Raw genomic sequence first — 16,759 nt, 5'->3', positions numbered from 1 at the left:
CGGACCGTAGTCCGGCTTCGCGGCCGCTGCGGCCGGAAGACGTGCGCGCTTAGTGGCCTTTGACCACTTCGCCGTCACGCAGCTTGTAACGCGTGCTGCAGTAAGGGCAGCGCGCTTCGCCGTGCGTCACGTCGATGAACACGCGCGGATGCGCACTCCAGCGCGGCATTGCCGGATTCGGGCAGTACGCGGGAAGATCTTTTGCCGACAGTTCGACCAGCGGCATTTCCTTGATTTCGCTCATGAGGACCATTCTCTATGTATTCAGTGAAGAAGCGCGGCCCCTGAGCAGCCTGCGGGGCCTCTGACTGGACGCCGGGTCTGAGACCTTGCTCAGATCTTGGTTAGCCAGTGCGCGTACTTCGTGCTCTTGCCGTTCACGATGTCGAAGAAGCCCGACTGCAGCTTTTCCGTGATCGGACCGCGCGCGCCCGAGCCGATCGTGCGGTTGTCGAGTTCGCGGATCGGCGTGACTTCGGCGGCCGTGCCGGTGAAGAACGCTTCGTCGCAGGTGTAGACCTCGTCACGCGTGATGCGCTTTTCGATGACTTCGATGCCTGCGTCTTTCGCCAGCGTGATGACCGTGTCGCGCGTGATGCCGTCGAGGCACGACGACAGGTCAGGCGTGTACAGCTTGCCGTTGTTCACGAGGAAGAAGTTTTCGCCGGAGCCTTCCGACACATAGCCGTCGACGTCGAGCAGCAGCGCTTCGTCGTAGCCGTCGGCGGTGGCTTCCTGGTTCGCGAGGATCGAGTTGACGTACCAGCCCGATGCCTTGGCGCGCACCATCGACACGTTCACGTGATGGCGCGTGAACGACGACGTCTTCACGCGGATGCCCTTCTTGAGGCCGTCTTCGCCGAGGTAGGCGCCCCACGGCCACGCCGCGATGGCGACGTGAATCGTGTTGCCCTTGGCCGACACGCCGAGCTTTTCCGAGCCGACCCAGATGATCGGGCGCAGATAGCAGGACTCGAGCTTGTTCTCGCGGACGACTTCGCGCTGCGCGGCGGCGAGCGTTTCGTGGTCGAACGGCACGTCCATCTGGAAGATCTTGGCCGAGTTCAGCAGGCGTTTGGTATGTTCCTGCAGGCGGAAGATCGACGTGCCGCCATCGTCCGTCCTGTAGGCGCGCACGCCTTCGAAGACGCCCATGCCGTAGTGCAGCGTGTGGGTGAGCACGTGGATCTTGGCGTCGCGCCAGTCGATGAGCTTGCCATCCATCCAGATCTTGCCGTCGCGGTCGGCCATTGACATACGATTCTCCAGGCGGTGCGTGATGAAATATTCTGTGAAGTCGCTCGGGCGGCCAGGTCGGGGCGCGCGGCGCCGGCATGAGCCGGCAAGGCTGCGCGAAAAGCCGAAACATGGATCCGGCAAGCGGCGAAGTCCGTTATTTTAGCGTCTTTTGCACACGGAACGGGCATTCAGCCGGATGACGGGCGCTATAATTCTGCGCACACATAAATCAGTTCCGGATGCGTCAGCGGGTGGTTCATGACCTGATGCCCACTTCCTGCCGTAGCGGCGCCCTCGTGCCGCGATGCTTCACACAATGCTCGCTCGCCTTTCTGACGTTGACCGCCGCGCCTTTCAAGAAGGTCTGCGCGACTACTCGCCGACCCTGATGGCGATTTTTTCGTGGGGTCTCGTGACGGGCATCGCCATGAGCAAATCGGTGCTGTCGGTGCCGCAGGCGCTCGGGATGTCGCTGGCCGTTTATGCCGGCTCGTCGCAACTGGCCGTGCTGCCGCTCTTCGCCGCGAAGCTGCCGGTCTGGACCATTCTGCTCACCGCTGCGATGGTCAACACGCGCTTTGTGATCTTCAGCGCCGGGCTCGCGCCGCATTTCTCGTATCTGCCGCTGTGGCGGCGGCTGCTCGTCGGCTACTTCAACGGCGACATCATCTATCTGTTGTTCCAGAAGAAGAGCTTCAACACGGGCTTCCAGCCGGGCAAGGAAGCGTATTTCTGGGGCATGGCGATCGCCAGCTGGACGTCGTGGCAGGTGTCGTCGATCATCGGCATCCTCCTCGCGAGCCTGTTCCCCGACAACTGGGGGCTGGAGCTGGCGGGCACGCTCGTGCTGATCCCGATCATGGTGTCGGCGATCGTCACGCGCTCGACGGCTGTGGCGGTCGCGATCGCCGGCGTCGTCTCGCTGCTCGCTTTCGATCTGCCTTACCGGCTCGCGCTGCCGCTCGCGGTGATCACCGCGATCGTCGCGGGCAGCATCACCGACCTGATGGTCGAGCGCGCCGATCTGGGCCGCATCCGCAAAGGCGCCGGAGATCCTCAATGACTACCACGCAGATCTGGCTCGCCATCCTCGGCATGACGTTCGTCACGGCACTCACGCGCGCGATGTTCCTGATCGGCGGTGAGCGCACGGTTCTGCCTGAGCGTGTGCAGCGCATGCTGCGTTATGCGCCCGCAGCGGCGCTTGCGGCCGTAGTCCTGCCGGACGTGCTGGAAACGTCGGACGGACTGTCGTTTGCACTGTCGAATCACGAGTTCTACGCGACCCTTGCCGGTCTCGGCTGGTATTTGTGGCGGCGCAGTATGCTGGGCACAATCGTCGTGGGTATGCTGGTGTTCACCTTTCTGCGCCTCGTCGTCTAGCGTGCGCCCAAGGTTTGTGTTGCGTTGCAGCACGCGCAGCCCGCGGCCCAAATGCTGGACATTCGCGGTGACGCGGGTCAGAACGCCATGGGTATCGGTTAAAATAGCCGTCTTCCGGATCACTGCGCGAAGCCGCGGCGGATGCCGCCGGCGCCTGTGACATGCGGGCCTCAGCGCAATCCGTCACTGCCTTCCAATCAACCTGCATCCAGACACCCATGAACCAGGTAAAGCGTCTCACCGATCTGATCGCCGAAGGCAAGCTCTCCGGCAAACGCGTGTTTATCCGCGCCGATCTGAACGTGCCGCAGGACGATCACGGCAACATCACCGAAGACACCCGCATCCGCGCTTCGGTGCCCGCCATCAAGGACGCGCTCGATGCCGGCGCGGCCGTCATGGTCACCTCCCACCTTGGCCGTCCGACCGAAGGCGAGCTGAAACCTGAGGATTCGCTCGCGCCGGTGGCAAAGCGCCTCGCCGAACTGCTCGGCCGCGATGTGCCGCTGGTGACGAACTGGGTCGAGAACGGCGTGAACGTAGCGCCGGGGCAGGTCGTGCTGCTCGAAAACTGCCGCGTGAACAAGGGCGAAAAGAAGAATTCCGACGAACTCGCGCAGAAGATGGCGAAGCTGTGCGACATCTACGTCAACGACGCTTTCGGCACCGCGCACCGCGCCGAAGCCACCACGCATGGCATCGCGAAGTACGCACCGGTCGCCTGCGCAGGCCCGCTGCTCGCCGCTGAGCTCGATGCGCTCGGCAAGGCGCTTGGCGCGCCGAAGCGTCCGCTGGTGGCGATCGTCGCCGGCTCGAAGGTGTCGACCAAGCTCACCATCCTGAAGTCGCTGGCGGAGAAGGTCGACCAGCTGATCGTCGGCGGCGGCATTGCGAACACGTTCATGCTGGCTGCCGGACTGAAGATCGGCAAGTCGCTTGCCGAAGCGGATCTCGTCAACGAAGCGAAGGCCATCATCGACGCAGCGAAGGCCCGCGGCGCCTCGGTGCCGATCCCGACTGACGTTGTCACGGCGAAGGAATTCGCGCCCACCGCGAAGGCCGAAGTGAAGGGCGTCGCCGACGTACAGGACGACGACCTGATCCTCGACATCGGACCGGACACCGCGAGGGCGCTGGCCGCGCAGCTCGAAAAGGCGGGTACGATCGTGTGGAACGGCCCGGTCGGCGTGTTCGAATTCGACCAGTTCGGCAACGGCACGAAGACGCTCGCTGAAGCCATCGCGAAGTCGTCGGCGTTCTCGATTGCCGGCGGCGGCGATACGCTCGCGGCGATTGCCAAGTACGGCATCCACGACAAGATCAGTTACATTTCGACGGGTGGGGGCGCCTTCCTCGAATTCCTCGAAGGCAAGAAGTTGCCTGCCGTCGAAATCCTGGAATCGCGGGCTTAACGTGGCAAAGCGCTCCCCAACGCCAACATCAGCGAAAGCACGGCCGGCGCCGCGCACTGCAGCAGCAGGGGAGCGCAACGCGCGCTCCGCCGGGTCCGCAGGTTCAACCCGTTCAGCGCCGCGTGCACCGGCTTTGGCCCGCTCAGCGGCGCCGGATCCAGACAATACGACGCCGGTTCAGACCGGCGCACCCGCATTAAACGAGGCGCCGCCGGTTGAATCCGGCGCGCCCGCTTCCAACAAAGCGACGCAGGCCCAAGCCGGCGCGCAACCCCCGGCGGCCGCTGTCGCGGCACCGCCAACGCATCCGACTCGCAGCGCTCATTCCAGCGACCCTATCCAGACGAGGAGACTCATGCATCGCGCCACCAAGATTGTCGCCACCATCGGCCCGGCTTCCAGCACGCCGGAAATCCTGCTGCAAATGATGCACGCCGGACTCGACGTGGTGCGGCTCAACTTCTCGCACGGCACTGCCGACGACCACCGTCAACGCGCCGAGTTCGTCCGCGAGGCGGCCCGCCAGGTCGGCCGCGAAGTCGCCATCATGGCCGACCTGCAAGGCCCGAAGATTCGCGTCGGCAAGTTCGAAAACGGCAAGACGACGCTGATCGCCGGAAACTCGTTCATTCTCGACGCCGGCTGCGAACTCGGTAACGACGAGCGCGTCGGGCTGGATTACAAGGATCTGCCGCGCGACCTGAAACCGGGCGACGTGCTGCTGCTGAACGACGGCCTGATCGTGCTGACCGTCACGCGCGTGCTCGGCGAGGAGATTCACACCACCGTGAAGATCGGCGGCGAGCTGTCGAACAACAAGGGCATCAACCGCCAGGGCGGCGGGCTGACCGCGCCCGCGCTGACCGAGAAAGACATGGAGGACATCCGCACGGCGATGTCGCTCGGCGCGGATTATGTCGCGGTATCGTTCCCGAAGAACGCCACCGACATGGAAATGGCCCGTCAGCTTGCCAATATCGCCGGCGCACCCTACGGCATCAAGCCAAAAATGATCGCGAAGATCGAGCGCGCCGAAGCGATTCCGGCGCTGCAGGGCATTCTCGACGCATCCGACGGCATCATGGTCGCGCGTGGCGATCTGGCGGTGGAAGTGGGCAATGCCGCAGTGCCGGCGCTGCAAAAGCGCATGATCCGTATGGCGCGCGACTCGAACAAGTTCGTCATCACCGCGACGCAGATGATGGAATCGATGATCTACGCGCCGGTGCCAACCCGCGCCGAGGTGTCGGACGTCGCCAACGCGGTGCTGGACGGCACGGATGCCGTGATGCTGTCGGCCGAATCGGCGGCGGGCAAGTATCCGGTGCAGACCATCGAAACGATGGCGGCCATCTGTCTCGAAGCAGAAAAGTCGGAGCAGTCGGAGCTGGACAAGGATTTCCTCGACCGCACGTTCACGCGGATCGACCAGTCGATCGCGATGGGCGCGCTGTTCACCGCGTATCACCTCGGCGCGAAGGCGATCGTGGCGCTCACCGAGTCGGGATCGACTGCGCTATGGATGTCGCGCCACTGGACGCACGTGCCGATTTTCGCGCTCACGCCGCGAACCGGCAGCGAGCGGGCGATGGCGTTGTACCGCAACGTGACGTCGCTGCATCTGGACACCAACACCGATCGCGATACTGCCCTGCAGCAGGCGCTGGAGGCGGTGGTGAGCAAAGGGTATGCATCGCGCGGCGACATGGTCGTTCTGACCGTCGGCGAGCCGATGGGTCAGGCCGGGGGAACGAACACGCTGAAGATTGTCCGGGTGGGTGAACCGTACTGATCAGCCCGTTTTTGCACCGATTGGCACGGCAGGCAGGCCGCACTTCCGCGAGAGGCCGCGCGACCCTTTGAGAGGCTAAGAGAGGTGGCGCGCACAGGAATGCGGCTTGCTTCGCGATAAAATCGCAAAAATTAGATGCCGACGGCACAGGATTCGTTTCAATCTAAGGAGTATCACCATGCCTCTCGTATCAATGCGTCAACTGCTGGATCATGCCGCCGAAAACGGCTATGGCCTTCCGGCATTCAACGTAAACAACCTGGAACAGGTGCAGGCGATCATGGCGGCGGCGGACCAGGTCGGCGCGCCCGTCATCATGCAGGCGTCGGCCGGCGCCCGGAAGTACGCGGGTGAGCCGTTCCTGCGCCACCTGATCGAAGCGGCCATCGAGTCGTATCCGCACATTCCGGTCGTGATGCACCAGGATCACGGACAATCGCCGGCGGTGTGCATGGCGGCCATGCGAAGCGGTTTCACCAGCGTGATGATGGACGGTTCGCTCGAAGCCGACGGCAAGTCGGTGGCCTCGTACGAGTACAACGTCGATGTGTCGCGCAAGGTGGTTGAAATGGCGCACTCGATCGGCGTGACGGTCGAAGCGGAACTGGGCGTGCTCGGTTCGCTGGAAACGATGAAGGGCGACAAGGAAGACGGCCACGGCGCGGAAGGCACGATGACCCGCGAGCAGCTCTTGACCGACGTCGAACAGGCCGCCGACTTCGTCAAACTCACGCAGTGCGACGCGCTGGCGATCGCGATCGGTACGTCGCATGGCGCGTACAAGTTCACGAAAAAGCCGACGGGCGATATCCTGTCGATCCAGCGCATCAAGGAAATTCACCAGCGCATTCCGAATACGCACCTGGTGATGCATGGTTCGTCGTCGGTGCCGCAGGAACTGCTCGCGGAAATCCGCGAATTCGGCGGCGACATGAAGGAAACCTACGGCGTGCCGGTCGAAGAAATTCAGGAAGGCATCCGTAACGGCGTGCGCAAGGTCAATATCGACACCGACCTGCGTCTCGCGATTACGGGCGCGATCCGTCGCTATCTGGCGGAAAATCCCTCGAAGTTCGACCCACGCGACTACCTGAAGCCGGCGCGCGAAGCCGCGAAGAAGGTTTGCGTGGACCGCTTTGTGGCATTCGGCTGCGAAGGCCAGGCTGCGAAGATCAAGCCAGTCTCGCTCGACAGGATGGCTGAGAAGTACAAGGCGGGTGGCCTGGCACAGATCGTCCGCTAAGCTGTTTATTCAGCAGTAACCTGGCCGGAACCTTGGCCATCTGGCCAGGTTGTTGTTCGACCGCCGTTCCCGCATGATCTGGGGAACGGCGTTTCCCTTTTGTTCCGGTCTCACTTTTTGCCTCATTTTTGCGAACTACGACGATGTCTACCCTTTACGAATCTACGCTCCGCTCGCTGCCGCTACTCGGCCGCGGCAAGGTCCGCGACAACTATGCGGTGGGCAACGACCAGTTGCTGATCGTCACGACTGACCGTCTGTCGGCGTTCGACGTCATCATGGGCGAGCCGATTCCGGACAAGGGTCGCGTGCTGAACCAGATGGCCAACTTCTGGTTCGACAAGCTCAAGCACATCGTGCCGAATCACCTGACGGGCGTCGAGCCGGAATCGGTCGTCGCTCCCGATGAAGTCGAGCAGGTAAAAGGCCGCGCGGTGGTCGTGAAACGCCTCGAACCGATCCTCGTCGAGGCCGTGGTGCGCGGCTATCTGGCCGGCAGCGGCTGGAAGGACTATCAGGCAACCGGTTCCGTGTGCGGCGTGGAATTGCCGCCGGGCTTGCAAAACGCGCAAAAGCTGCCTGAGCCGATCTTTACGCCGGCCGCCAAGGCCGAAATGGGCCACCACGACGAAAACATCACGTATAACGAGATGGAGCGCCGGATCGGCACGGAACTGTCGGCCACGATCCGCGACATCTCGATTCGCCTGTACAAGGAAGCCGCCGATTACGCCGCCACGCGCGGCATCATCATCGCGGATACGAAGTTCGAATTCGGTCTGGATAATCACGGCAAGCTCTACTTGATGGACGAAGCGCTGACGGCCGATTCATCGCGTTTCTGGCCGGCAGACCAGTACCAGGTGGGCACGAACCCCCCGTCGTTCGACAAGCAGTTCGTCCGTGACTGGCTGGAAACCCAGCCATGGAAGAAAGAGCCGCCTGCGCCGAAGCTGCCGGACGAGGTCGTCGCCAGGACTGGCCAGAAGTACCAGGAAGCGCTCGAGCGCCTGACCGGGCAGAAGCTCGCCTGACGCCTGCGAAAATAAGGAAGTCCGTACGATGAGCGAAGTCCAGACCGCCCATATGCATGCCGCGCCGATGGTCGGCGTGCTGATGGGCTCCAGCTCCGACTGGGAAATCATGAAGCATGCCGTTGCGATCCTGCAGGAATTCGGCGTGCCTTACGAAGCGAGGGTGGTGTCGGCGCACCGGATGCCCGACGAGATGTTCGAATACGCAGAGGGCGCCCGTGAGCGCGGCCTGCGCGCGATCATTGCGGGTGCCGGCGGCGCCGCGCATCTGCCGGGTATGCTGGCTGCCAAAACCTCGGTGCCGGTACTTGGCGTGCCGGTGGCCAGCAAGTATCTGAAGGGCGTCGATTCGTTGCATTCGATCGTGCAGATGCCGAAGGGCGTGCCGGTCGCAACGTTCGCGATTGGCGAAGCGGGTGCGGCGAACGCGGCGCTCTTCGCTGTGTCGATCCTGAGCGTCACGTCGACCGAATACGCGAACCAGCTTGCCGCATTCCGTGTGCGCCAGAACGAAGTGGCGCATGCAATGGTGTTGCCCGCGCTGTGAGCGCGATCCGCTGTTCCCTGCCTGACCCCCGGCCCATGCGCGGCGCTCAGCTTGCGCACCGGCCGTGACCGACCACTGAGATGAACCCAGACAACACACCGGTTTCACCGATTCTGCCCGGCGCATGGCTTGGCATGATCGGTGGCGGCCAGCTCGGCCGCATGTTCTGCTTTGCCGCCCAGGCGATGGGCTATCGCGTCGCCGTGCTCGATCCGGACGAAAACAGTCCGGCGGGCGCTGTGGCGGACCGGCACCTGCGCGCCGCTTACGACGACGAGGCCTCGCTTACCGAACTCGGGCGTCTGTGCGCGGCGGTTTCGACGGAGTTCGAGAACGTCCCCGCGGCGAGCCTCGACTTCCTCGCGCGCACCACCTTCGTGAGCCCTGCGGGCCGGTGCGTTGCCGTTGCGCAGGACCGCATCGCAGAGAAGCGCTTTATCGCGTCGTCGGGCGTTGCGGTGGCGCCGCATGTCGTGATCGACTCGTCGGCCGCGCTTGAAGCTATCGGCGATGCGAAGCTCGAAGCTGTATTGCCCGGCATCCTCAAGACCGCGCGGCTTGGCTACGACGGCAAAGGCCAGATCCGTGTGCGCAATGCCGAGGAAGTGCGCGAGGCGCATGCGTCGCTCGGCGGCGTGGCATGCGTGCTGGAAAAGCGGCTGCCGCTCAAATTTGAGGTGTCGGCGCTGATTGCGCGGGCGGCGAGCGGTGCGTCAGCGGTCTATCCGCTCGCGCAGAATACGCATCGCGACGGCGTGCTGTCGCACACGATCGTGCCGGCGCCGGATGCGAGCGCCGCGCTGGTCGGCCAGGCGCAGCAGGCCGCACTGCAGATCGCCGAGAAGCTGGGTTACGTCGGCGTGCTGTGCGTCGAATTCTTTATTCTGGAAGACGGCTCGCTTGTTGCCAACGAAATGGCGCCGCGGCCGCACAACTCCGGCCATTACACCGTCGATGCATGCGCAACCAGCCAGTTCGAACAGCAGGTCCGGGCGATGACAGGCATGCCGCTAGGCGATACACGCCAGCATTCGCCAGTAGTGATGTTGAACATCCTTGGCGACGTCTGGTTCAAGGACGGCCCGAAACGCGCGGCCGTTACTCCGCCTTGGCATGAAGTCGCGGCAATGTCGGCTGCACGTCTGCATCTGTACGGCAAGGAAGAGGCGCGGCCGGGCCGGAAAATGGGCCACGTGAACTTCACCGCCGCCACGCTCGACGAAGCCCGCACGGCCGCGCGCGATTGTGCGCGGCTCCTGCACATCGCTACGAGCTGAGACCGCTGTCACCATGCCGGACCAACCGAAACAGGCGGACGAATCATTGCCGGTCAGCGCAGAAGAGATCGAGCACGCCGCTGCGCTGCTGGACGCGGGTGAACTCGTCGCTTTTCCGACCGAGACCGTTTACGGCCTCGGAGGCGATGCGGAGAGCGCTGAAGCGGTGGCGCGCATCTACGCGGCTAAGGGGCGGCCGGCGAATCATCCGGTTATTGTCCATCTCGCGCCGAATGGCGATCCCGGCTATTGGGTCGAGCATCTCCCTGCCGAGGGACAGCGGCTCATCGATGCCTTCTGGCCGGGTCCGCTCACGCTGATCCTGAAGCGCGCTGCGCATATACCGGCGGCGGTGAGCGGTGGACAGGATTCGGTTGGACTGCGCTGTCCGTCGCATCCGGTCGCTCAGGCGCTGCTTGCTGCGTTCAGCGCGCGCCGCGGCGGACACGGCGGTGTCGGGGCGCCGTCGGCGAACCGCTTCGGACATGTGAGCCCGACTACCGCGCAGCACGTGCGCGATGAGTTCGGCAGTTCCATCTACGTGCTCGATGGCGGATCGTCGGACGTCGGGATCGAATCGACGATTCTGGATCTGTCGCGCGGGTTTCCGGCGCTGCTTCGACCCGGACGCGTGACGCCGCAAGAGATTGCCACGGTGCTCGGCGAAATGCCGCGTTTGCCGGACGGTTCAGACGCCACGGCGCCGCGCGCGTCGGGGACCTTGAAGGCGCACTATGCGCCGCGTACGCCTCTTCTGTTGCTGCGCTTCGATGCGATCGAGTCGTTGCTGGCTGCGCGCACGGCGCATGAGCGCGTGGCGCTTGTCGCGCGGGCTTCGCGAGCCGGACATTGGGCGCACGCCGACGGTGTGCACTTCGTCGCCGCACCCGAGGACCCGCATGTGTACGCGCGCGAACTTTACGGTCTATTGCGTGCACTCGACCGCGCAGACGTCGAGCGTATCCTGATCGAGAAGCTCCCCGACACGATCGAATGGATTGCCGTCAATGACCGGCTAGGCAGAGCGGCAGCCGCTTTTGAGGCCCAAGGATAAGGGTACGGGTGACGATACCGGCTTGAAGCTCGGTGCAGCGGCGGGTCGTCGCTGCGTCGATGGACAAAAAGCCTGGCATTTTCGAGCCGGAATTTTAGAGAGCAGCGCGTCAGACCGGGCGCGAAACGCCGCGCTTCGCCCGATTCCCCGGGAGGAGTACTCAACGCGGATTGCGGCGACTCGGGTTTTTCCTCGCCTTGCCGCGCGGGTCGGGCGCGGCGGGCAAGGCCATCGACGGGCCCTTATAGATCCATTCGAGCAGCGAGTCATGCGCGGCCCGTGCCGCTTCAGCGTGCTCATCGTTGATGAAGCTGACGACGACATAGCTCTCGCCGTCCGCCGACGCGACGTAACCGGCGATGGCGCGCACGTCGCGCAGCGTGCCGGTCTTGATATGCGCGTTGCCCCCGACGGGCAGCGTCGTCAGCCGGTTGCGCATCGTGCCGTCGACGCCGGCAATCGGCAGCGATTCGACGAACACCTGCGCGACCGGGCTGGAGTTGGCCGACTGCAGCAGGTCGGCGAGCGAGAGGGCGGTAATGTGCTCGTCACGCGACAGCCCGGAGCCGTTTTCGAGCTGCAGATATTCGGTTGGCAGCGCGCTGCGGTGCATGAATGTGTCGACGGCGTCGATCGATTTCTGTGGCGTCGCGGGCGCCTTGTAGATTGCCGCGCCAATCGTCAGGAACAGGTTGCGCGCCATCGTGTTGTTACTGAACTTGTTGATGTCGCGAACGATGTCGGACAGCGCCGGCCCTTCGTGGACCGCGATCGGTCGCGCGCCGGCGGGCACCGCGCCTTCACGCGTCGTGCCGTTGAAGGTGCCTCCAGTCTGTTGCCAGAGCGCAAGGAAGCCGCCGGCAAAGAATGCCGAGTGATCCAGCACGGCGACGTTGATCGTGCGGTCGCCGCAGCGCAGCGGGTAGTCGCCGGCGAACGATGCGGACACCGTGCCGTTCGGCATCGGCGTGACGGTGGGCGTAACGGCGGTCGATTCGCCGCGGCACGGGCCGCCTGTCGCGTGCAGCTGGTTGTCGATCTGCAGTTGTGCGAGGGCGGGCAGCACGTCGACCGCGACGGTGCCATCCGGCGACGGCGTCAGCGTGAACGACAGCGACTTGAACGCATACAGCAGCGGATCCGGACCAACGTTGTACGGCGCCGTGACGTCGTCGTCGAACGGCGGCAGATCGCGCGTCGACGGATCGAAGAAGCGTTTGTCGAGCACGAGTGCGCCGTCGATCCCGTTGATGCCGGCCTTACGGATCTTCTGCACGAGGTCGATCAGCTCTTCCGGCACGAGTTTCGGGTCGCCCGTGCCCTGAATGTAGAGGTTGCCGTGCAGCACGCCGTTGCCGTCGACGGTGCCGTCGGCGTACGCGCTCGTGCGCCAGCGATAGTCGGGGCCGAGGATCGAAAGGCCGGCATAGGTCGTGACGAGCTTCATCGTCGAGGCGGGCATCATCGGCTTGCCGGCATTGAGCGCGACGATCGGCGTGCGGTCGCCGACCTTTTCCACCACCACGCTGATCGCGGACAGCGGGACATGCGCGCGCTCGAGCCCGGCCATGACCGAAGACGGCAGCACCGTGCTGACGTTGACGGCAGGATGGGTGGCCTTGACGCGCGCGTGCGCCGGCAACGGCGCGGCCAGGGCGAGCGCAAGCGTGAGCGCGAACGCCGCGCAGCGGGGCAGCATCGCAGCGGCGCGCAACGGCTGTGCGGGGAGCGCGGCGCCGGGCTCGCCCGGACGGTACGACGTAGTGTTGAAAACAGACGAAAGAGGGCGAACCGGCAGGCGGCGCGCAAGTGAAGAGAAAAATGCGTTCGTCATGAAAAGGCGGTCAGGCGGAGGATCACGGCTTGTAAGGCGGCGCGTCGGCTGGCGCGGGCCGGCGACTGCGAACAGGCGCCAGCAGGAAACGCACCCTGCGTAGCAAAAGCGCTCATTGTAGAGACAAGCGATGCTGCTGCGCGGAAAAGGCGCTCGCGAAACCCGCGGGCACGACGAACCCCAAAAACGCACCGGCAAAACCCGAGCGCAGGTACGCAGACAGGTCCGGAGGCTAGAATGCGTGATCACGAACGATTTGAAACGGTAGAGCGATGCGCATACTGCTTGTCGAAGACGACCGGATGATTGCCGAAGGTGTGCGCAAGGCGCTGCGCGGCGAGGGCTTTGCAGTCGACTGGGTGCAGGACGGCGAATCCGCGTTGAACGCGGTGTCTGGCGAACCTTACGATCTCGTGCTGCTCGACCTGGGTCTGCCGAAACGCGATGGTCTCGATGTACTGCGCACGCTGCGTACCCGCGGCCTGGCGATTCCCGTGCTGATCGTCACCGCGCGCGACGCGATCGCCGATCGCGTCAAGGGACTTGATGCCGGCGCCGACGATTACCTCGTCAAACCCTTCGATCTCGACGAACTCGGCGCCCGCATGCGCGCGTTGATCCGGCGCCAGTCGGGCCGCAGTGATTCGACGATCCGCCACGGCCGGCTCACGCTCGATCCTGCGGCACATCAGGTCACACTCGAAGGTGCGCCGGTCGCCTTGTCCGCGCGCGAATTTGCCCTGCTCGAAGCACTGATGGCGCGGCCGGGCGCGGTGCTGTCGAAGAGCCAGCTCGAAGAAAAAATGTACGGGTGGGGCGAGGAGATCGGCAGCAACACGGTTGAAGTCTATATCCACGCGCTGCGCAAGAAGCTTGGCGCGGACGTGATCCGCAATGTGCGCGGTCTCGGCTACATGCTCGCGAAGGATGTCTGAGCTGATGCGCTCGATTCGCCGTCAACTGCTGTTCTGGCTGCTCGCGATCGTGCTTGCCGGGGTGGGCATCGCGGGCTGGCTGATCTATCGTCAGGCGCTCGCCGAAGCGAACGAACTGTTCGATTATCAGTTGCAGGAGATCGCCGCCGCGCTGCCCGCCGAGCCTTTTTCGCAGGTGCTCGGCTCCCAGGATACCGGCGACGAAGGCATCGTGCTGCAAATCTGGAATCGTAACGGCATGCTGATGTACTACTCGCATCCACGCGCGCCGCTCGCGCCACGCGCCGAACTCGGTTTCTCGACGGAGCACACCGATCGCGGCGACTGGCGCGTGTACGGTGCGATCGTCGGCGATAACGTCGTGCAGCTGGCACAACCGGTTTCGGTGCGCAACCGGCTCGCGGCGAACGTAGCGCTGCGCACCTTGTGGCCGCTGATTGTCCTGCTGCCGTTACTCGGTCTGGCGGTATGGATCATCGTCGGGCGCGGTCTGAAGCCGCTGCGGCGCGTGACGGATGCGCTCGATACGCGTCATCCCGAAGCACTCGATCCCTTGCCGGACCGACGCCTGCCGCAGGAAGTCCAGCCGCTCGTACGCGCCCTGAATGGGCTGCTGGAACGGCTTGCCACGGCACTCCAGACGCAGAGGGCGTTCGTCGCCGATGCTGCGCACGAATTGCGCACACCGCTTGCTGCGTTGCAGATCCAGTCGCAGCTCGTCGCCCGCGCGCGCGACGACAGCTCGCGTCGGGAAGCGCTCGATGATCTGCAGGCGGGCGTTACGCGTGCGACGCGTCTTGCCGAACAGCTGCTTGCCTTGGCCCGCGCCGAACCCGATGGGCGTGTGTCGGCAACTGCAGTGGACCTGCATGCGCTGCTCGACGAATGCGTGGTGGCATGCCTGCCGCTCGCGCAGCAGCGCAACGTCGATCTCGGCGTCGAAACAAGTGAACCAGCGAACGTGACCGGTGACGCCGAAGCGTTGCGTGTCATGTTCAACAATCTGCTCGACAACGCGACGAAATATACCCCGGCGGGTGGGCGGGTCGATGTGAGCCTCAAGGTCGAGGGCGGCCGTCCGGTCGTGCGTATCGCCGACTCGGGGCCGGGCATTCCGGTTGAAGAGCGCGAGCGCGTCTTCGACCGCTTCTATCGCGTCGGCGCAGGCGCAAACCGCGTACGCACCGACGTCGCCGGCAGCGGTCTTGGGCTTGCGATCGTCAAACGCGTCGCGCTTCAACACGAGGCGCAACTGACGCTGGGCGAATCGGCGACGGGCGGCCTGCTCGTGACCGTGCGGTTCTGATTCCCCGGGGGGCGAAAGACCCTCTGCAGGCAGAACGGGAAAGGGTTTTCGGGTCGCAGCAAGTTTAAGACTCCTTTAAGCGATGCCGCGTACGCTTCGAATCAATTCTGGAGCACGTCTTCCCGTCAGGAGTACACGATGACAGCAAAAATCCTCCCCCGCAGCGCAGTTGCCGTGGCCGTTGCCGTCGCATTGTCGGCGGGCTACGTAGCAGGACATCGCAACGTTCCGACACCCGAAATCATCACGCCGGTACAAGCGGCGATGATGCCGGCCGAAGCCGCCGCGAAGACCGGCATTCCAGATTTCTCCGGCCTCGTTGAAACGTACGGCCCGGCTGTGGTCAACATCAGCGCGAAGCACGTCGTCAAACAGACTGCGCAACGCAGCGGTAACGGCGCGCAGTTGCCGATGGATCCGAGCGATCCGCTCTATCAGTTCTACCGTCACTTTTTCGGCGGTGTCCCTGGTCAGGGCGGCCCCGGCGCGGGCGGCGGCGATCAGCCGGACACGCCGAGCGCGAGCCTTGGCTCCGGGTTCATCATCAGCGGCGACGGCTACATTCTGACCAACGCGCACGTCGTCGATGGCGCTAACGTCGTCACCGTCAAGCTGACCGACAAGCGTGAGTTCAAGGCGAGGGTCGTCGGTGCAGACAAACAGTCCGACGTCGCCGTACTGAAGATCGAAGCGAGCAACCTGCCGACCGTAAAGATCGGTGATCCGCGTCAGAGCAAGGTCGGCCAATGGGTCGTCGCAATCGGCTCGCCGTATGGTTTCGACAATACGGTGACCTCGGGCATCATCAGCGCGAAGTCGCGTTCGCTGCCGAATGAAAACTACACGCCGTTCATCCAGACTGACGTGCCGGTGAACCCAGGAAATTCTGGCGGTCCGTTGTTTAACCTGCAGGGCGAAGTGATTGGCATCAACTCGATGATCTATTCGCAGACGGGTGGTTTCCAGGGTCTTTCGTTCGCCATCCCGATCAGCGAGGCAATGAAGGTCAAGGACGACCTCGTCGCGACGGGTCACGTCAGCCGCGGACGTCTCGGCGTTGCAGTGCAGTCGGTGAACCAGTCGCTTGCCAATTCGTTCGGTATGAAGACGCCGCAAGGCGCGCTCGTAAGTTCGGTCGATGCCAGCGGACCGGCCGCGAAGGCCGGCTTGCAACCGGGCGACGTGATCCTGTCGGTGAACGGCACGCCGGTGGCCGACTCGTCGGATCTGCCGTCCCAGGTGGCCAGCCTGAAGCCGGGCACGTCGGCCGACGTTCAGGTCTGGCGTGACAAGGCGACCAAGACCCTGAAGGTGACGATCGGTTCGCTGTCGGATGCGAAGGTCGCATCGAAAGATACGCCGGCAGAGGAACAGGGTCGCCTGGGGGTTGCGGTTCGGCCGCTGACACCCGAGGAAAAGAGCAGTGGGTCGCTGTCGCACGGATTGCTGGTTCAGCAGGCGGGTGGTCCGGCGGCGAGCGCTGGCATTCAGCCGGGCGATGTGATCCTCGCCGTCAACGGCCGTCCGGTGACGAGTGTCGACCAGCTGAAGCAGATGGTTGCCAAGGCGGGCGATAGCATTGCGCTCCTGATCCAGCGCGACGATGCACAGATCTTTGTACCGGTCGACCTCGGTTGATGTAAAAAGTACTGGGTGGCGCCGGCTAGTCCGGCGCCAAGGATCGCACCGATTGCAGTTGTGCC

At 64.1% G+C, this 16,759-nt stretch carries 15 protein-coding genes; 12 read left to right on the top strand and 3 right to left on the bottom strand.

Annotation, left to right across the window (positions count from 1 at the left end; translation table 11 throughout):
- Nucleotides 1-49 precede the first annotated feature (49 nt).
- Complete coding sequence (locus tag P3T23_RS39975) at nt 50-244, bottom strand: zinc-finger domain-containing protein (protein ID WP_064268765.1); 195 nt, start codon at nt 242-244, stop codon at nt 50-52.
- Nucleotides 245-333: 89 nt separating this feature from the next.
- Nucleotides 334-1,257, bottom strand: a complete 924-nt coding sequence (locus P3T23_RS39970; protein WP_429321571.1) for a branched-chain amino acid transaminase — start codon at nt 1,255-1,257, stop codon at nt 334-336.
- A 298-nt stretch (nt 1,258-1,555) separates the two neighbouring features.
- On the opposite strand from P3T23_RS39970, the gene P3T23_RS39965 reads away from it, so the two are divergent.
- From P3T23_RS39965 to P3T23_RS39925, 9 genes are all read left to right on the top strand, one after another.
- Nucleotides 1,556-2,302, top strand: coding sequence for an AzlC family ABC transporter permease (locus tag P3T23_RS39965; protein WP_429321584.1), 747 nt, complete (start codon nt 1,556-1,558; stop codon nt 2,300-2,302).
- Nucleotides 2,299-2,622 (top strand): AzlD domain-containing protein, encoded by a 324-nt coding sequence (locus tag P3T23_RS39960; protein ID WP_429321570.1) that lies wholly within the window; start codon nt 2,299-2,301, stop codon nt 2,620-2,622. Before P3T23_RS39965 ends, P3T23_RS39960 begins: the two co-directional genes overlap by 4 nt.
- A gap of 218 nt (nt 2,623-2,840) precedes the next feature.
- Nucleotides 2,841-4,034, top strand: coding sequence for a phosphoglycerate kinase (locus tag P3T23_RS39955; protein WP_429321569.1), 1,194 nt, complete (start codon nt 2,841-2,843; stop codon nt 4,032-4,034).
- Nucleotides 4,035-4,389: 355 nt separating this feature from the next.
- Complete coding sequence (gene pyk, locus P3T23_RS39950; protein WP_429321568.1) at nt 4,390-5,826, top strand: pyruvate kinase; 1,437 nt, start codon at nt 4,390-4,392, stop codon at nt 5,824-5,826.
- A 178-nt stretch (nt 5,827-6,004) separates the two neighbouring features.
- The gene (gene fba, locus P3T23_RS39945; RefSeq protein WP_429321567.1) at nt 6,005-7,069 is read left to right on the top strand and encodes a class II fructose-bisphosphate aldolase; all 1,065 of its coding nucleotides are present in this window, start codon (nt 6,005-6,007) and stop codon (nt 7,067-7,069) included.
- Between the two features lie 143 nt (nt 7,070-7,212).
- A complete protein-coding gene (locus P3T23_RS39940) occupies nt 7,213-8,103 on the top strand; it encodes a phosphoribosylaminoimidazolesuccinocarboxamide synthase (RefSeq protein ID WP_429321566.1) in 891 nt (296 codons plus the stop codon).
- A 28-nt stretch (nt 8,104-8,131) separates the two neighbouring features.
- Nucleotides 8,132-8,650 carry a 5-(carboxyamino)imidazole ribonucleotide mutase gene (gene purE, locus P3T23_RS39935; protein ID WP_429321565.1) on the top strand — a complete coding sequence of 173 codons (519 nt, stop codon included), beginning with the start codon at nt 8,132-8,134 and terminating at the stop codon, nt 8,648-8,650.
- A gap of 80 nt (nt 8,651-8,730) precedes the next feature.
- Nucleotides 8,731-9,927, top strand: coding sequence for a 5-(carboxyamino)imidazole ribonucleotide synthase (locus P3T23_RS39930; RefSeq protein ID WP_429321564.1), 1,197 nt, complete (start codon nt 8,731-8,733; stop codon nt 9,925-9,927).
- 13 nt (nt 9,928-9,940) lie between these two features.
- Entirely contained in the window at nt 9,941-10,981 is a 1,041-nt protein-coding gene (locus P3T23_RS39925) for an L-threonylcarbamoyladenylate synthase (protein WP_429321563.1), read from the top strand.
- Nucleotides 10,982-11,141: 160 nt separating this feature from the next.
- On the opposite strand, the gene dacB is transcribed toward P3T23_RS39925, so the two are convergent.
- Nucleotides 11,142-12,815 carry a D-alanyl-D-alanine carboxypeptidase/D-alanyl-D-alanine endopeptidase gene (dacB, locus tag P3T23_RS39920; RefSeq protein WP_429321562.1) on the bottom strand — a complete coding sequence of 558 codons (1,674 nt, stop codon included), beginning with the start codon at nt 12,813-12,815 and terminating at the stop codon, nt 11,142-11,144.
- A 272-nt stretch (nt 12,816-13,087) separates the two neighbouring features.
- Between dacB and P3T23_RS39915 the strand changes: the two genes are divergently transcribed.
- The 3 genes from P3T23_RS39915 (at nt 13,088) to P3T23_RS39905 (ending at nt 16,694) form a co-directional block, all read left to right on the top strand.
- A complete protein-coding gene (locus tag P3T23_RS39915) occupies nt 13,088-13,750 on the top strand; it encodes a response regulator (protein ID WP_429321561.1) in 663 nt (220 codons plus the stop codon).
- 4 nt (nt 13,751-13,754) lie between these two features.
- A complete protein-coding gene (locus P3T23_RS39910; RefSeq protein ID WP_429321560.1) occupies nt 13,755-15,056 on the top strand; it encodes an ATP-binding protein in 1,302 nt (433 codons plus the stop codon).
- A gap of 138 nt (nt 15,057-15,194) precedes the next feature.
- Nucleotides 15,195-16,694, top strand: a complete 1,500-nt coding sequence (locus P3T23_RS39905; protein ID WP_429321559.1) for a DegQ family serine endoprotease — start codon at nt 15,195-15,197, stop codon at nt 16,692-16,694.
- The last annotated feature ends 65 nt before the right edge of the window (nt 16,695-16,759 follow it).

It is taken from the genome of Paraburkholderia sp. GAS448 (assembly GCF_050435685.1).
Taxonomy (GTDB): Bacteria; Pseudomonadota; Gammaproteobacteria; order Burkholderiales; family Burkholderiaceae; genus Paraburkholderia.
This window is presented reverse-complemented; position numbering and strand designations above follow the sequence as displayed.

Excerpts from the sequence above, each read along its gene's own strand:
- P3T23_RS39910 (WP_429321560.1), top strand. The coding sequence starts at position 13,755 with ATGCGCTCGATTCGCCGTCAACTGCTGTTCTGGCTGCTCGCGATCGTG.
- P3T23_RS39930 (WP_429321564.1), top strand. The coding sequence starts at position 8,731 with ATGAACCCAGACAACACACCGGTTTCACCGATTCTGCCCGGCGCATGG.
- P3T23_RS39955 (WP_429321569.1), top strand. The coding sequence starts at position 2,841 with ATGAACCAGGTAAAGCGTCTCACCGATCTGATCGCCGAAGGCAAGCTC.
- P3T23_RS39975 (WP_064268765.1), bottom strand. The coding sequence starts at position 244 with ATGAGCGAAATCAAGGAAATGCCGCTGGTCGAACTGTCGGCAAAAGAT.
- fba (WP_429321567.1), top strand. The coding sequence starts at position 6,005 with ATGCCTCTCGTATCAATGCGTCAACTGCTGGATCATGCCGCCGAAAAC.
- P3T23_RS39965 (WP_429321584.1), top strand. The coding sequence starts at position 1,556 with ATGCTCGCTCGCCTTTCTGACGTTGACCGCCGCGCCTTTCAAGAAGGT.
- P3T23_RS39915 (WP_429321561.1), top strand. The coding sequence starts at position 13,088 with ATGCGCATACTGCTTGTCGAAGACGACCGGATGATTGCCGAAGGTGTG.
- P3T23_RS39940 (WP_429321566.1), top strand. The coding sequence starts at position 7,213 with ATGTCTACCCTTTACGAATCTACGCTCCGCTCGCTGCCGCTACTCGGC.
- purE (WP_429321565.1), top strand. The coding sequence starts at position 8,132 with ATGAGCGAAGTCCAGACCGCCCATATGCATGCCGCGCCGATGGTCGGC.
- P3T23_RS39925 (WP_429321563.1), top strand. The coding sequence starts at position 9,941 with ATGCCGGACCAACCGAAACAGGCGGACGAATCATTGCCGGTCAGCGCA.
- dacB (WP_429321562.1), bottom strand. The coding sequence starts at position 12,815 with ATGACGAACGCATTTTTCTCTTCACTTGCGCGCCGCCTGCCGGTTCGC.
- P3T23_RS39905 (WP_429321559.1), top strand. The coding sequence starts at position 15,195 with ATGACAGCAAAAATCCTCCCCCGCAGCGCAGTTGCCGTGGCCGTTGCC.
- P3T23_RS39960 (WP_429321570.1), top strand. The coding sequence starts at position 2,299 with ATGACTACCACGCAGATCTGGCTCGCCATCCTCGGCATGACGTTCGTC.
- pyk (WP_429321568.1), top strand. The coding sequence starts at position 4,390 with ATGCATCGCGCCACCAAGATTGTCGCCACCATCGGCCCGGCTTCCAGC.
- P3T23_RS39970 (WP_429321571.1), bottom strand. The coding sequence starts at position 1,257 with ATGTCAATGGCCGACCGCGACGGCAAGATCTGGATGGATGGCAAGCTC.